General features: G+C 42.0%; 13 protein-coding genes. 2 read left to right on the top strand and 11 right to left on the bottom strand.

Features of this window, described 5'->3' with window-relative positions; genetic code table 11:
- Positions 1 to 291, top strand: a 291-nt coding sequence (locus K245_RS24040; RefSeq protein WP_035276808.1) for a transposase, incomplete at its 5' end; no start/stop codon positions are given.
- 173 nt (positions 292 to 464) lie between these two features.
- Here the strand turns inward: K245_RS24040 and K245_RS0111090 are convergent.
- The 11 genes from K245_RS0111090 to K245_RS0111150 form a co-directional block, all read right to left on the bottom strand.
- A complete protein-coding gene (locus K245_RS0111090) occupies positions 465 to 2,303 on the bottom strand; it encodes a M48 family metallopeptidase (protein ID WP_027359341.1) in 1,839 nt (612 codons plus the stop codon).
- A gap of 266 nt (positions 2,304 to 2,569) precedes the next feature.
- Positions 2,570 to 2,995, bottom strand: coding sequence for a GNAT family N-acetyltransferase (locus K245_RS0111100; protein ID WP_027359342.1), 426 nt, complete (start codon positions 2,993 to 2,995; stop codon positions 2,570 to 2,572).
- A gap of 353 nt (positions 2,996 to 3,348) precedes the next feature.
- Positions 3,349 to 3,966: an outer membrane protein gene (locus K245_RS0111110; RefSeq protein ID WP_027359343.1), complete on the bottom strand. Its 618-nt coding sequence runs from the start codon at positions 3,964 to 3,966 to the stop codon at positions 3,349 to 3,351.
- A 269-nt stretch (positions 3,967 to 4,235) separates the two neighbouring features.
- A complete protein-coding gene (locus K245_RS0111115; protein WP_027359344.1) occupies positions 4,236 to 5,342 on the bottom strand; it encodes an NAD(P)/FAD-dependent oxidoreductase in 1,107 nt (368 codons plus the stop codon).
- A gap of 222 nt (positions 5,343 to 5,564) precedes the next feature.
- Positions 5,565 to 7,136, bottom strand: coding sequence for a TolC family protein (locus K245_RS0111120; protein WP_027359345.1), 1,572 nt, complete (start codon positions 7,134 to 7,136; stop codon positions 5,565 to 5,567).
- Positions 7,137 to 7,147: 11 nt separating this feature from the next.
- On the bottom strand, positions 7,148 to 8,254 hold the full coding sequence (locus K245_RS0111125) for an ABC transporter permease (RefSeq protein ID WP_027359346.1): 1,107 nt from the start codon (positions 8,252 to 8,254) through the stop codon (positions 7,148 to 7,150).
- A 192-nt stretch (positions 8,255 to 8,446) separates the two neighbouring features.
- Positions 8,447 to 9,580, bottom strand: a complete 1,134-nt coding sequence (locus tag K245_RS0111130) for an ABC transporter permease (protein ID WP_027359347.1) — start codon at positions 9,578 to 9,580, stop codon at positions 8,447 to 8,449.
- On the bottom strand, positions 9,577 to 10,545 hold the full coding sequence (locus tag K245_RS0111135; RefSeq protein WP_198013878.1) for an ABC transporter ATP-binding protein: 969 nt from the start codon (positions 10,543 to 10,545) through the stop codon (positions 9,577 to 9,579). The genes K245_RS0111130 and K245_RS0111135 overlap by 4 nt, the downstream gene beginning before the upstream one ends.
- A 124-nt stretch (positions 10,546 to 10,669) precedes the next feature.
- Positions 10,670 to 11,599, bottom strand: coding sequence for an ABC transporter ATP-binding protein (locus K245_RS0111140; RefSeq protein ID WP_027359349.1), 930 nt, complete (start codon positions 11,597 to 11,599; stop codon positions 10,670 to 10,672).
- A gap of 137 nt (positions 11,600 to 11,736) precedes the next feature.
- Entirely contained in the window at positions 11,737 to 12,732 is a 996-nt protein-coding gene (locus K245_RS0111145; protein WP_027359350.1) for an HlyD family secretion protein, read from the bottom strand.
- 297 nt (positions 12,733 to 13,029) lie between these two features.
- Positions 13,030 to 13,626, bottom strand: coding sequence for a TetR/AcrR family transcriptional regulator (locus K245_RS0111150; RefSeq protein WP_027359351.1), 597 nt, complete (start codon positions 13,624 to 13,626; stop codon positions 13,030 to 13,032).
- A gap of 287 nt (positions 13,627 to 13,913) precedes the next feature.
- On the opposite strand from K245_RS0111150, the gene K245_RS0111155 reads away from it, so the two are divergent.
- Complete coding sequence (locus K245_RS0111155; protein ID WP_156906772.1) at positions 13,914 to 15,326, top strand: CAP domain-containing protein; 1,413 nt, start codon at positions 13,914 to 13,916, stop codon at positions 15,324 to 15,326.
- The last annotated feature ends 138 nt before the right edge of the window (positions 15,327 to 15,464 follow it).

Consider the following 15,464-nt stretch of genomic DNA (forward strand, 5'->3'; position numbering starts at 1 on the left):
GAGCTCGCTGGTTTCCAGCACGAACCCCATGTTACTGGAGGTGGTAAAGCAGCTGTAGAGCATCCATCCTTCAAATGGGTCAATATAATACTTGGTAACTTAAAAAATGCGCTCAAAGGTACTTATCATGCAATTAATCGCAAGCATGTTCCGCGGTACCTGGCAGAATTTCAGTACAGATTCAATCGCCGATATGATCTGCCGTCCATGATTCACAGACTGATTTATGTTGCTCTTAGGACTCCACCCATGCCATCAACCATGCTTTCTATGGCTGAAGCAGAGTGGTAATCAGAAAAACTTTTAAATAACAAGAATGATAATATATGGCATCAGCCTGTTATTGCTAAATATTCATAAAGTTTTTGAGGGGACTTTAAGCACCTTTTACAAATAGTTCCCCAAGATGAAGAAATACACAAAAATTCATTATTTCGGTTTAAACATAGCCAACTTTAATGGATCTATTTCCAGGCACTTTGGCCCATCCCTGCTTTTTTACCGTATTTTTCAAGCTGCTCCTTATAGTAGTCAAGGTCTTTTTCTTCGGCCAGGCTGATCGCCTTTTTCCCATAGTTTATGGCATTTGAGTAATCTTCGGATGCAAAACAGCTTTCCGCAAGTGTGTCCCAAATATGAGGGGACTCTGGTTTTAATAAGACCGCTTTTTTTGCAAGTTCGACAGCTTTTACAGGGTTTCTTAAAGATGGTTTTTCAGATGTCGCATAAATCCATGCGAGCGAATTGAGAACCTCAGGGTTGTCCGGGTTTTTTTGATCTGCCTGTTCATAAAAAAAAGCCGATTTTTCAATATTTCCTTTCATGTAATATGAATCGGCCATTATCTGATCCATTTCATGCTGCTTTAATTCTCCCTTGCTGACATCTGTTAGAAATTTTCTAAAAAGCGTGTCCCTGAAATCTGATTTTTCGTAAATGCCTGTCGACATAATTACAATCAAAAGAATTGAAAAATAGGCTGCAAGTGACATAAAAACCTTTTTGTCCTGTGCTTTTATGACATTTGGAGAGCCTTCGCATTTGAGTACAAAATCTATTCTCTGCTTTATGCTGAAATGATGCCAGCTTGGTTTTTCAGGGTTCTGACGCGACAGCAAAACGATCCGGTAAAAGGCCCTTACCAGAGGCATTGGGCTTCCCATGATTCTTGCGGCAAAGGAATCAGCCTGTCTCTCAAAATTCCTCATGAAAAATCCAAAGACAAACCGTATGAAAGCTATGAAAAAAATTACGGATATGATTCCAGGAATGAAGGAAATGTATCTTGTTGCCATGGCATGTGGCTCGAGTGATGTCGTGAGAATACCTGAAAAGGCGAGTATTTCCTCAAGGCTCGGCGCAAGGATTATTGATGTAAAGGAAAAAGCCCCTATGACCACCATATAAAGTATCATATGTCTGTATTTTACATGGCCAATTTCATGTGCAACCACAGCGCCAAGTTCATCATCTGTCATACTTCTTATCAGGCCGGGTGTAATTAGCAGGTATCTGAATCTTGTAAAAACGCCCATTACTCCGGCGGTAATCGCGTTGCCTCCTTTAAGAGGCCATTCCAGAATCTTTCTGAATTTGATCCCTGTTTTCCTACATATGCCTTCAATTATTTCATGGCTTCTGTCTGCTTTTAATGGTCTGCATTTCCATGCGGTCATGATCAGAAAAGGTGCTGCAAATGACATTACTATAATAAGAAAGACAAAGAAAAAAAGTTCACCTTCAGTTGATGCGAGCCATTTTCTTAAATCGGGTAAAGGTAATACATTAATAATATCTGAAAAAATGGACAGAATAAGCCAAGGGAAAATTACAGGCACAGAAAACATCAATTGCGATTTTATATAGGCTAAAACGCCTTCGTTTTCAGAATAGATTCTTTTATACGCCTGGTATGATGCAGACCAGTGCGCTGAAATAAGGATGATAAAGAATGACAGAACAACGAGATTCTTGAATGTCTGTATGTCCGGGTGCTTACTAAAATCAGGAACATATTCGGAGATATTCAGCAAATAGATAAAGGCTCCGTAAATAATAAGTACGGCTATGGAGAAAAATCCTGATGCCCTTGTAAAATCATGGTCTGATTTTTCAATATTTTCATGATCCACTCTTTTACAAAGATTCCTGAAAAAGAAAAATTCGATAAGAAAGAAAAAAAACAATATCCCAAACGAAGGATAAAGAAGCCAAGTGGTGCTATTTTCACCAGGAATGGCGTTTTGCTCATATGCGCCGAATAGGAGTATTGCGGCAATGAAATATATGAAATTGGAGAACATTAAATAAATTCCGGTGTTGGTTGAATTGCTGTAAAAAAGGCCAATTGTAGGCCAATCATCGGTCGTGTTTGAGCGCCCTCTGCTCGTAACCCGACATTGATCCTGAATAACTCCGGCGGGTCGCTTTTTAAAAAAAGCTCCGCAAAAACTTTCCTGATATGGAATCAAGAACTGTCTGAAAATACAAAGATGCAGGATCAAGTTCGGCATGACGCTGAACCCCTTTCCTGACCTTTTGCGAGATCATCAAAAGTGAATATTTATGATTATTCAATAAATCCGCCCTTAAAGGCTTTGTCCTGGTCAGAAAATATTGCCATTGCGGTTTTCATCTTTCTGAAACCAAGTTTCAGATAAAAACCGTCCTTTCCTGGCGCTGCGTAAAGAAGTATTTTGTTATGTCCCCCAAGTTTTTTCATCAGGTGATCCAGCATCATTTTGCCTAGTCTATGACCTTGATATTCGGGCAGAATCGCCACGTCACATATTACTGCACAGTCAAATCCGTCTGATATTGCCCGGGCGGCTCCAATTATATTCTTCTGATCAAAAATAAAGCATTTGTGTTCGCTGTTTTTAAAAACAGCCTCAAGCTTCACAGGGTCGCGTGTGCCAAGCGGAGCCTTCTCATAGACGCCCGCAAGTATGGCCCAGTCAACTGATTCATGGGTTTCGATAAGTTTTATATTCATAGTGGTAATACTTTGAAATTTGACAGAGTCGCAAAAAGTCCGATTACTGTCATTCCTGCGCAGGCCGGAATCCAGATGTGGCTGAAATTACTTGATGCCAGATCAAGTCCGGCATGACTCCGATGCCTTTTTGGGGCTTTTTGCGAGTCCATCAAATTTAGAAAAGCAGAAATAGTCGATTCAGTCATTATGTGGATTCAATAGGCGTAATTTTGTTAAGGTCGCAAAAAGTCTAATTAGTAGGTCGGATTAGAGCGTTCTTTGCTCGTAATCCGACATTTATCAGCATGCCTCCTGCGGGTCGCTTTTTGAAAAAAGCTCCGCAAAAAATTTCAGATAATTAACCGGTGAAATCAGAATCTCCAGCCCACAAAGGCAGAATAATGGGAGCCCCCTGCTTCAAGGGTTCTTTCTCCGAAAGCAGTATTAATATCTGAGGATGCGTCAGTATATTTGTAATCAATGCCTATTGCCGCATTTTTTGCGAAAATAAAATACATTCCGCCTCCGAGCCAGAAACCATGGGCCCAGTCATCCTCTTCTGTCGAGCCAGAAACAGCTCCAGCGTTACTGTAAGTAGTTTCGATATCCCATTTGATTGCAGTATAGCCACCATTTATATAAACTCTGAAGAAATCTGCTTGTGGAGGCGAAAATTCTTTTCTAAGACCAAGCAGGAATTCGTCTGTCTGGCCCTCAATATTGATTCCCCTGCCTTCAGAAACAGACAGACTGTCATCGTTGCCTGTAAGATATCCCAATGTTATGCCAAATGGCAGATCAGCTTCGGTGAAGGAAAGCATGACTCCGAATTCCTGCCATGAATCCACAGGGGTCCAGTCGCTGTCCAGCTCTTTTTTCCCGAACATGAAATCCACTCCGCCCTTCCATTCAAGGGCAAATACAGGGCTGGAAATAAACAATGCTGCCGTTAAAATGCTTAATCCTATCAGTTTGTTTATGGTTTTCATTTTGAAAGCCTTTCATTTTTTTGAATTTGGTTGGCTGAGCTGACTTTTTTACGGATTTTCCCATTTCATTCAATTTATGTCAATGTTCATGAAACCGCAAAAACTCGAATTCTCGTCATTCCAGCGCAGACCGGAATCCAGAAGTAGCTGAAAATACTGGATGCCGGATCAAGTCAGGCATGACGCCGCCGCCTTTTTTTTGACTTTTTGCGAAGCCATCAATGTTCATGCCGCATATTCAAAAATATGTTCAAAATTAGCGCAGGGAATTACCCCGAGCCAAATTTTTTCATGAACCGTCTGTCTATATAATCCTTGAGTATAAAGGCTGCCTTGCCTTCAAATACACACCTTCCCTTTTTAAGGATTCCATTTCTGTTCCCAGTGTTAAGGATCATAAGATAGTCATTGTCTGTATAAAATGGTTGCAGAATATTATTGCCAAGGAAAGCAAGAATATTCTTTAGCAGGACTGACGCCTCTCTGACCGCGTAAACACCAGCCTTGTCAAGTGGTAGATCTTTGAAATGGATGCAGTCTCCGCCTCCGAAAATTTCAGGGTGGTTTATGGATTGAAGGAACCTGTTTACAGAAAGTCCTCCGTCAGGACCTGTTTCCATATTAGAGTTTTTAAAAACAGGGGAGGGGGCTACTCCTGTTGCAATGAAAATAAGATCCGGTTTTACGGTTTTACCGTTATCAAATCTTATCAAGCCTTGTTCAATATAAGTTGCAGAGAACTGCTCATTGATCCTGACATTCTTTTCCACCAGCGATTTTTTTACAAGGCTTGAAAAATATGAAGAAAATCTCGACATGAATCCGTCGCAGTAGAGATTGATTTCCGGGTGAATGAGATTCGCTTTTTTACATAGCGAATGAATGTTTCCGGCAATTTCTGCTCCGGCCGGGCCTCCTCCTATTATGGCCACTGATTTTTTTTTGTTTCTGCAAAGTTGAATCAGTCTGTTTCTGGCAATAAAGAGATTTTCAACAGGTTTTACGGTGAATATATCGGTAGAATTTGAAACTGTTGTTTTAAAGGAAACCATGCTTCCCGTGTTAAAAGAGACCATATCGTATTTCAGTCTGTTGCCTGACCTTAGAAAAAGAGTTTTTTCCATAGGGTCAACTTTTTCCACCGAGTCCCTTACGAAAGATCCTCCACCTGCCTCGGTCATTTTTTTTATATTGAAACTTATGTCTTCAGGTTCATAAATACCTCCAAGCATTCCAGGCCCCATGCCCGAATAATAATGAAATTCAGATGGGCTGACAAGGGTCACTTCATGACCACTTGAAGTGATCTCGCGCATGTGGGCCAGCGTGAGGAGATGGGCGTGTCCGCCTCCTGCAAGAATCAGTTTTTTTTTCAAATTTCACATTCCCAATCATCAAAGTTTTTGCGTAGCTTTTTTCAAGACAAGGTCGCAAAAGTCCGATTACCTTCATTCTGGAGCAGGCCGTAATCCATAAATATCTGAAAGTACTGGATGCCGTATCAAGTACGACATGACGCCACCGCCTTATTTTACTTCTTGTGAGTCCATCTTTCAAAAGCGACCCGCAGGTGACAGGTCAAGCCCCGCATATATGCCTTACAACCCGCCAGAGGCTTTTTTGAATTCAGCTTCGGAAACATAATAATCCCATTTTGCATTTACCCTGTTAGCGTCAGCCTTGGTAAGGGAAACCTGGGCATCCAGAAGATCTGTTATGGTAGCTGCGCCAGCCTCATATCTTTCCTTTGTTGATCTGTGACTTTCCTCGGCTTCCTTAACCATGCTTTCAGATGCCTGAAATGCCTCAAATGATTCCTTAAGTTTTGTATATGATTTCCAAACTTCCTGTCTTACGTTTTGAATAAGGCGGATCGCTTCCGCTTCTTCTTTTTTTAACTCAGCTTTTTTTCCTGCAAGATTATGTGTCTTGGCAAATCCTGTGAAAACAGGTATTTCAACACTTAATCCGGCAAGCCATGTTTTATCATTCGGTGTCCATGTATCATCCTCCCAGCCATAGCTTGCCTGGGCCTTGAGTTTTGGCCCGAATCCGGCCCTTGCCTCTTCGACGCCAAATTTTGCCGCTGATATTTTCTGCATGGCTGCTTTCAGCTCGGGCCTTTTTTCTTTTGCCTGAATAAAGGCTTGATCAAGGAGCTTTTTTTCAGGCATTTGTATTTCTGGTCCGGATGCCCGGATTTTTATGGGTCGTTCAACAGGCAGGCCCATCACAGTGTTAAGATCTCCTGATGCCATGGATATCAAGCTTTCTGTCTTTACAACACTCAGTTTGGCGTCTGCAACCCCAACCCTTGCACGCAAAACATCGGTACGGGACACAGCGCCAACTTCGTATCGTGATTCCGCGCTCTTGAGCTGGCTTTCATTTCTTTCAAGATTTTTAAGCGCAACTTCCCTTGCCTGGCTGGCAGCCATTAGACCGTAAAAAGATCTGTTAACTCCTGTTATTATTTCTTGCCTGATTTTTTCGGCCTCGTCAGACGCTGCTTCTTTTCTTGCGAGTGCTGAACCGAGCCTCGCGCTTCTTTCACCAAAATCATAAATGGTCAGCCTTGCGCTTATGGCGCTTGTCCAGTCGTTTTCTGGCCCGATTAAAGTCGAGTCTGATTTTATGGGAAGATTTCCTGGCAAAAATGCATGTCTCTGGAATCTTGAATATCCTGCTGAAGCTGATACTTCAGGGTAATAAGGAGCTTTGGCAATGCCAGCGTTTTCTTCGGCCATGCTCACTGTGGCTTCGGCAGACTGCCTCGCCGGGTTTTTTTCAAGGGCGATACTAACGCATTCATCAAGAGTCAGTTCGCTGTAGCCTGCTTCAGGGACTGAGGTTTTGTTTTCGCCCGGCTGATGTAATCCTTGTTTTTCAGTGATCGGGACTGAGTCCGGAGCTGAATATGAATCAATGGATGGTGGCTGGGGCGGTGCATTTAATGATGAACACCCTGAAAAAAAGATAGCACATACTGATATGATATAGAATAAATTTGACAAGGTCGCAAAAAGTCCGATTCCCTTCATTCCGGCGCAGGCCGGAATCCAGAACTTACTGAAAATACAGGATGCCGGATCAAGTCCTGCATGACGCCGATACCTCTTTTGGACTTTTTGCGAGTCCTTTAAATTTAAATATTTAATGATCTTTTTCATTTAAAGCCTCTTTATGAAACTGTTTTTTTGAATGCTTTTATCGAAGCAAAAAGCATGCTTGTTGCCATAAGACCAAGAGCGCAGAACTGCGGCCAGAGAATTTCAATGCCAATGCCTTTCAGAAAAATCCCCCTGACAATTATCAGGAAATACCTCAGAGGATTTAAAAGTGTTATCCACTGAACAATTTCCGGCATATTGGCTATGGGAAACATGAAGCCTGAAAGAAGAACAGCAGGGAAAAAAAAGAAGAAGGTACTCATCATGGCCTGCTGCTGGGTTTCGCTGACCGTTGAAATAAGAAGGCCAATACCGAGGGCTGTCATTATATAAAGAGTTGACCCTCCGAAAAGAAGGAACAGGCTGCCCCTTATTGGTATTTCAAACCAGAACGCACCAACCAGTGTTACTATGAGAACGTCTATGTATCCGATTATTGCAAAGGGAATGGTTTTTCCTATAATGAATTCATGGGTTTTTATAGGCGTGACCAGAATCTGCTCTATGGTTCCAACCTCTTTTTCCCTGACAACAGCCATGCTTGTCAGCATGAGAGTTATGAGCATGACCATTATGGCCATTACTCCTGGGACATAGAAGTTCCTGCTTTCAAGATTGTCATTGAACCATGCCCGCTTTTCAAGGCTTATACCTTCGTATTTTCCGGTAGTGCCCGTCATTTTTTTTGAAAACTCTGATGTTATTTTCATGCTGTAATCAGCTATTATCCTTGCGGAATTTGAATCAGTACCATCAAGCAGGAGCTGTACCTCTGATGTTCTTCCAGCCCTGATATCCTCGTCAAACCCTCTGTTTATCCTTATGACAGCGCGAACCTTTCCCTTGTCAAGAAGGTCTGAGGCAACAGAATCATTTTCAGGGAAAGCCGTAAAATCAAAATGCCCGGAACCTTTGAAGTCTGAAATATATTCCCTGCTTTTTACGCTGTTATCCAGATCAAGGAGGGCTGTTGAAACATGTTTGACATCAGTCGTAACAGCATAGCCAAAAACCATCATCTGAACCACAGGCACAACAAGGATTACCCTCGTCATTTTTGGGTCCCTGAAAACCTGGATAAACTCTTTTCTTAGCATTATTAAAATGCGTTCAAACATGATGATCCCTATAACACCTGTTGTGGCCGAGACGGTCGTTTCAGCGTAACTATTGATGTCCTCGCAAAAAGTCAAAAATGGGCGGTGTCGTCATGCCGGACTTGATCCGGCATCCAGTATTTTCAAATACTTCTGGATTCCGGCCTGCGCCGGAATGACGAGAATCGGACTTTTTGTGACCTTGTCAACTATTTATCCTAGTTTCTTTTTGAATTTTTTGTTTGCAACAACCATCACAATAATTCCAAACACCGCAAGCAGACTTGCTTCAGCCGCAAGAACCCTTAATCCGGCTCCTTTAAGGTATATGCCTTTGAGTATTGTAACAAAATATCTCGCCGGTATTACGTGGGTCGCTATCTGCAAAGGTTTTGGCATATTGCTTATTGCAGACATGAAGCCGGAAAGAAGGAACGACGGCAGAAAAGTCATTATCATTGCAACCTGGCTTGCAAGGAACTGGTTTTTGGCAATTATGCTGATCAGGATTCCAAGGCTTAAGGCTCCGGCAAGAAAGACTCCTGACATGAAGAAGAGCATCACGAGGCTTCCTCGCATTGGAACATGGAAAAGAAATTCTCCCATGATGACAGCTATGGCTACGTCCGTCATTCCAATGATAAAATATGGAAGAAGTTTGCCAAAAATGAGTTCATGGCCTTTTACAGGAGTTGAAATAAGCTGTTCCATTGTGCCCTGTTCCCATTCCCTGGCTATTGTAAGGGATGTGAGAAGTGCAGAAATAACCATCATTATTACTGCAATAAGGCCTGGTATGATGTAGTTCCTTGATTCGAGGTCATAATTGAACCAGACCCTTGGCCTGAGCTCCACAGGATTTAAAACAGGCCGGCCTCCGGCTTTTTGTATTTTTTTAAGTATAAGATCTTCAGACCATAAGGATGTGATCATGTCCGCATATCCAGAGGCAATTGTCGCAGTGTTGGAATCGCTGCCGTCGAGGATCAGCTGCACCGACCCTTTGGCGGATTTGCCCGCTTTTGCGGAAAAATCATATGGAATAATGATCGCAGCCATGGCGTCCCTTTTATCAATGGCAAGTTCAGCATCTCTGTAGCTCGAAACGTATGAATTTATTTTAAAGTACGGAGAGCCGTCAAATCTGCTTATAAAATCCCTTGATAAAGGAGATTGATCCTGATCCCAGATAGCAAGGGGAACTCTGTCAACATCAAGACTTAGCGCGTATCCGAAAAGGAGAAGCAGGAGCATGGGAATGAAAATTGCCATCCCAAGGCTTCTCGGATCTCTCATGATATGTATGAATTCCTTTACAGCGACTGCCTTTATTCTTGAATATCTCACAGGCTCACCCCTTTCTGGGGTTCAAGGGATCTGTCATATGCCTCGATCATGGAAACAAAAACATCTTCCAGCGACGGCATTATTTTTTCAACGCGGTTTACAGCATATCCATTCGTCCCAAGAAGCTCCTTGATCCTGGGCACAAGTTTTTCCACATTTTCCTCTGCAACGGCGTGCAGGCCTTTCCCAAAGAGAGCTACTTCCTTGATACCTTTCAGACCTTCCAGTATTTCCATTGCATCCTGGGGCAGGGAGCAGTCTATATCTATTATGTCTTCTTTCATGAATTCGGTTTTAAGACTGCCCGACGTTCCGAGAGCAATAAGATCTCCCCTGTAGATAAGCGCTATCCTGTCGCAGTATTCGGCTTCGTCCATATAATGCGTAGTTACAAATACCGTAACTCCTGATTCCGAAAGACCGTTGATAAGTTCCCAGAACTGTCTGCGGCTTATTGGATCGACGCCTGAAGTCGGTTCGTCCAGAAAAAGGATGGGTGGCTCATGTATAATTGCACAACCAAGGGCGAGTCTCTGTTTCCAGCCTCCTGAAAGCACTGATGTTTTTGTTTTTTTGTGATCTTCAAGCCCCGCCATTTTTAGAACCCAGTCTTTTCTGTCTTTTTTTTTGCTCCTGGGAAGTTTGTAAATGCCGCTGTAAAAATCAATATTTTCCTCGACAGTCAGATCTTCGTAAAGCGAGAATTTCTGGCTCATATAGCCAATGTTCTCTTTTATCTTTTCACCATCTTTGATTATATCGAAACCTGCAACAGAACCTGTGCCTGACGTCGGAACAAGAAGCCCGCAGAGCATTCTTATGGTTGTTGACTTGCCAGCGCCATTTGGCCCAAGAAATCCGAAAATTTCACCTTTTCTGACCTTAAAGCTGATTCTGTTCACAGCCGTGAAATCCCCGAAAATTTTTTCAATATGATCAACCTGCACAGCAAATTCATTCATCATGCCTGCCTTGTATGGTTAAATTGCCATTAAAAAAGGCCGATTCGTAGGCCATTCGTAGATCGGATTAGAGCGTCCTTTGTCCGTAATCCGACGTTAAACCGAATGCCTGCAACGGGTCGATTTTTTAATAATTCTCGCTACCATTTTTGAGAGCTGAAACAAAAACATCCTCAAGAGTCGGTTCAATTTCTCTGATTGTTTTGATTTCGATTCCTGAATTAGAAAGAAAACTTTCTATGTTTTCCACATCACCGCTTATATTCGTTCCTGAAAAATGCACCCTGTCTCCAAATAGGCTTATATCAGCGCAGGTAAAATTTTGTTTCAGCACCCCAGCCGTTTTCCTTGGGTAAAGCGTGCTGATTTCAAGTATTTTTGACGGCATCATTTTTTTGATCAGGGCCGGGGTTCCTGACGCAATAAGGTTTCCCTTATGGATAAGAGCCAGTCTGTTGCACCTTTCAGCTTCGTCAAGATAGGATGTGGACACAAATATCGTTACTTTCTGCTTGAGTAGCTGGTAAAGGATTTTCCAGAAATCGCGTCTTGAAACCGGATCGACCCCATTTGTAGGCTCATCAAGAAAAAGAATTCTCGGAGTATGGATCAGTGCGCAGGCAAGTCCGAGTTTCTGTTTCATTCCTCCTGAAAGCCTGCCTGCCTGTCTTTTTTTGAAAGGTGTCAGATTGCTGAAGGAAAGAAGGTTTTCGATCTTTTCTTTCCTGCCTTTTTGGGGCACGCAGTAAATATCGGCATAAAAATTGAGGTTTTCCATTACAGTCAGGTCAGGATAAAGTCCGAATTTCTGGCTCATATATCCTATTTTCCCCTTGATTGCCTCGCTGTCTTTAACTATGTGTAACCCGTCAATCCATGCATCTCCTGATGTCGGATCCATGATGGATGTAAGAAGCCGCATAGTTGTTGTCTTTCCTGCTCCGTCAGGCCCGACAAGACCGAAGCATTCGCCTTCTGCCACATTGATGGACAGATTTTCAACAGCCGCAAGATCCCCGAATTTTTTTGTGAGGCCTTTTGTAATGATCGTGTCCATTTAGATATAGTTGCCTATTAGCAATGTAATAAATGATAAAGTCGTAAAAAATCAGATTGCCGTCATTCCGGCGCAGGCCGGAATCCAGAAGCCTCTGAAATAACAGTATGCCTGATCAAGTCCGGCATGACGCCCCTTTAATCCTGTTTCGTAAGTATTTCAGCATCCGCAGGCATCCCAGGCTTAAGCTCCATATCCTGATTCGGAACATCAATCTTGATTCTGTAGACAAGCTTGACCCTTTCTTTTTCAGTCTGGACTGTTTTTGGCGTAAACTCGGCCTGGGAAGAGATGAATGAGACAGTGCCCTCAAATTTTTTGTCAGGCCATGTGTCGGTGATTATAACAGCTTTTTGCCCCTGCTTTACCATGCCAAGATCTGTCTCGCTGATAAATGCCCTTATCCACGCATGCTCAAGATCTCCGACAGTTGCGACCGGAGTTCCTGCTCCGACATATTCCCCTGGCTCGGCGTGGTGAGACAGAACCATACCTGAAAGGGGAGAATAAATGCATGCATATCCAAGTCTTGTTTCAGCAAGTTCTAAAGCTGCGACCGCATGATGAAGATTTGCCCTTGCCTGATCTAATTTCTCGCTTCTTGGGCCGAGCTCATATAAAGAGAGCCTCTCCTGGGCTTCCTTGAGACGAGCCTGGGCCGAATCATAGGCAGCCTTGCTTGCCTCGTATTCCTTGTCTGATATGACCTTTTTCCTGAAAAGTTCGCTTTGTCTTGAAAAATCCGACTTAAGCTTTTCAACATCAGCTTTTACAGATCTGGCAAGTGCCGCTGCCTGGGCGATCTCTTCAGGTCTTGACCCTGCATCAAGTTCGGCAAGCTGGGATTTGGCAAGTTCGACCTCGGCTTCCCTCAGGGCTTTTTCTTTTTCAAGGTCAGAACTGTCCATTATGGCAACTGCCTGGCCTTCCTTGATTTTTTCGCCTTCTGAAACCAGTCTTTTTGAAATTTTTCCCGGTATTTTGAACCCTAAATCAGCGTCTGTGATTTCGATATTGCCTGAAACCTTTACCACACCGCTGTTTCTGTATCTGTTAAGCTCTATTTTTTTGTATGAAAAGTATGAAACAGCAATTATGATGACAACCAACGGCAATATCTTTTTTTTGTTCATTTAGGCTCCTTTTGTGAATTTTTATTCACAAATATATTGAGGCTATTTTTTTTGATAAAAACGATGCTCTTGCAAATTTGATGGACTCGCAAAAAGTCCTAAAAGGCATCGGAGTCATGCCGGACTTGATCCGGCATCCAGTAATTTCAGATGTTTCTGGATTCCGGCCTGCGCCGGAATGACGAGGATTGGACTTTTTGCAATTCCATCAAATATGATGTTTTGGCAAATTCCTGCTCCCGGCTTACGTAAAGACAGGCCCCAGTTGATAATGCTTTGAATAAAGAATAATAATTTTTAAGCCTTTATAGCCGAAAGATACATTTTCCAGGATGCTTCAACCTGCTTCAGCATATCGAACTGCTCAGAGCTCATATGCCAGAATATACCTGCTGGAAGAACAATGCCAATGAACATTACGGCAGCGGCTGAAGGATCAATCTCAGGTCTGATTTCCCCGGTTTTCTGGCCACTTGAGATAATTTCCCCTATCTCTGTGATATAGGCTGACTGGGCTTCATAAACCTTGTCCCTTCTGTGGTTCTTCCCGGCTATCACGTCTTCCGAAAACATGATTCTTGGCAAGGCTTTATTGGACATTATGAATCCTGCATGAAGAGCGACAAGCCTCCTTAACTGGTCAATGGGATTGCGTTCTTCGTTTCCAGCTTCTTTTGCAATGCCGGTAAGTCCTTCTTTTACGAGATCAATCACTGCATCAAGGATTTCTTCCTTGCTCTTGAAATGCCTGTAGATTGCGGACGGCACAAGACCGATCTTTTTTGATATACCCGATATGCTAAGACCCTTTGTGCCTTTGAGGGCTATTATTTCAAAGGCTGCGGAAGCGATCTGCTTTTTTCTGGTTTCTGTGTCGAGTTTTTCCAGGCTCATGAAAGTCCTTTGTGAATGTTTGTTCACTTATAAAATTGAGATAATAGAATGTCAAGGCCGAAAATTGGCAGAAATGAATTTGGGCAGCTTTTTTAAAATGATTGGCTAAATTTAGCCATTGGCAATGGTCATGATTGGCCAGACAGGAGCATGGGATAGAGATCTTGTGCGCTGGCTAATAATTCTATTTTTCATAAATAGCTGAAAATGTAAATATTTTTAAATAAAATATATTGAGCTGTATTTGTGGCATCACGATTGCATATAAACTCGGCATGAAAAAAGGCATGGCAAATAAAATATTCTTTTTAATCTTTATAACGCTGACCATTAATGGTGTCGCCCTTGCTGGTGAAACCACGGCTCTGTCAGCACCCATGTCTGCTTCGATCTTTAAAAAAATAAATGAATTCAGGGACGAGCCATACAAAAAAATTAAGGAGTTCGCCGAAAAGGAAAGAATTGCAGATAAGCTCCCGGAATGGGTTGAAGGGTTGAACGGAACGCGTCTTCCCAGGTTGAATTTTAATTCGGAGCTGATTGGCACATCCTCTGCTCATATAGATGATATGGCGAACAGAAATTATTTTTCAGAAAGAAGCCCGGAGGGCGTCGGGGTATCTGAAAGACTTGGGGCTGCCGGAATCAATAATCAGCTTTCAAGAGAATCAATTGGTATAGTGCTCTTCAGAAATTATATAGACCCTGTACTTGCCGAAGACTCTGTTTTTACAACTTTGATAAAATATGAGCTTTCAAAGCAAAGTTTGGGCGATACTCTTGTATTCAATTCGGCGATCACAGATATGGCGGTTTCTGTCAAATCCTCAACATATAAAGTTCAGGGACGTTTTTTTAATTCATACATCGCGGTGATGGACGGAATAAAATCTGATAATAATACGGCACGTATGGAAATTGCTTCAAAGCTTATTGTCCTTATTAATCAGGCAAGACAGAAGCCTTTGAAAATAATGGAAAGTCATGGCATGGATATTAGCTCATATGTAGAAACCCTTAGTTATGAAAAATCGTTTCCTTCTCTTTTTAAAATTGATTATAAAGCAGATGAATTTACTAAATATGGTATAAATAGGTTGCCTGAATCCGAATATTATGGTATCAGCAAAAACAATATAAATATTGAACCCATAGTCAATTTCAGGACCTCGCTAATAAAAGATATTAGTCAAAATACCGAACCATCAGGAACTCAAGGCCTAAATCATTATAATGTAAACATGATCACGGAAGAGTTTTTCTCAGAATTGCTGAAATCAGATCTTTCGCCGGAAAATCAAAAAACAATTATTCTGAACCAGGATCTGAACAAAGTATATGCCGAGTCAAATATCAATCAGGTAAATGAAGGCGAAAACATAAAGTCTGAAATAGTTCTGAATCTTTCCGCGTGGAACGAAATATCGGAACAGTATTACTCAGCTGGAGTAATATTCGTGGATGCGGATGGAGACAACCTCTATGATCCAGGTGAGGAAAAAAGCCTTGAGCAGATATTGTTTTTTGACAAAGGCATTCATGCAAGAACAGATTTATCAGGCGGATATTATCTGAATATAGATGATCCTTCTTTCTGGCTTGTGATATTTGATGAAGAGAAAGGCCTTGTCATACATCCTAACAAAATTAATGAGTTTAATGGATTTTCGCTTGTTGATTTGAATGCAATTAATCAGTAGTTTTGCAGACGAGACCATGTATAAAACGGTACGCAACTGTAATAAACTGAAACAGCATAATTTAATGAAATAACAGTTTACCAGGGAGGTGGTTTATAAAACAACTGAAATCGGTAAAATTTAGTAGTATAGTTTCTG

This window comes from Desulforegula conservatrix Mb1Pa, assembly GCF_000426225.1.
In the GTDB taxonomy this organism is placed as follows: domain Bacteria; phylum Desulfobacterota; class Desulfobacteria; order Desulfobacterales; family Desulforegulaceae; genus Desulforegula; species Desulforegula conservatrix.

Bases quoted from the DNA above. Each gene is read 5' to 3' on its own strand.
- K245_RS0111140 (WP_027359349.1), bottom strand. From the start codon at position 11,599: ATGGACACGATCATTACAAAAGGCCTCACAAAAAAATTCGGGGATCTT.
- K245_RS0111110 (WP_027359343.1), bottom strand. From the start codon at position 3,966: ATGAAAACCATAAACAAACTGATAGGATTAAGCATTTTAACGGCAGCA.
- K245_RS0111090 (WP_027359341.1), bottom strand. From the start codon at position 2,303: ATGTTCTCCAATTTCATATATTTCATTGCCGCAATACTCCTATTCGGC.
- K245_RS0111100 (WP_027359342.1), bottom strand. From the start codon at position 2,995: ATGAATATAAAACTTATCGAAACCCATGAATCAGTTGACTGGGCCATA.
- K245_RS0111145 (WP_027359350.1), bottom strand. From the start codon at position 12,732: ATGAACAAAAAAAAGATATTGCCGTTGGTTGTCATCATAATTGCTGTT.
- K245_RS0111150 (WP_027359351.1), bottom strand. From the start codon at position 13,626: ATGAGCCTGGAAAAACTCGACACAGAAACCAGAAAAAAGCAGATCGCT.
- K245_RS0111135 (WP_198013878.1), bottom strand. From the start codon at position 10,545: ATGATGAATGAATTTGCTGTGCAGGTTGATCATATTGAAAAAATTTTC.
- K245_RS0111125 (WP_027359346.1), bottom strand. From the start codon at position 8,254: ATGTTTGAACGCATTTTAATAATGCTAAGAAAAGAGTTTATCCAGGTT.
- K245_RS0111155 (WP_156906772.1), top strand. From the start codon at position 13,914: ATGGCAAATAAAATATTCTTTTTAATCTTTATAACGCTGACCATTAAT.
- K245_RS0111120 (WP_027359345.1), bottom strand. From the start codon at position 7,136: ATGAAAAAGATCATTAAATATTTAAATTTAAAGGACTCGCAAAAAGTC.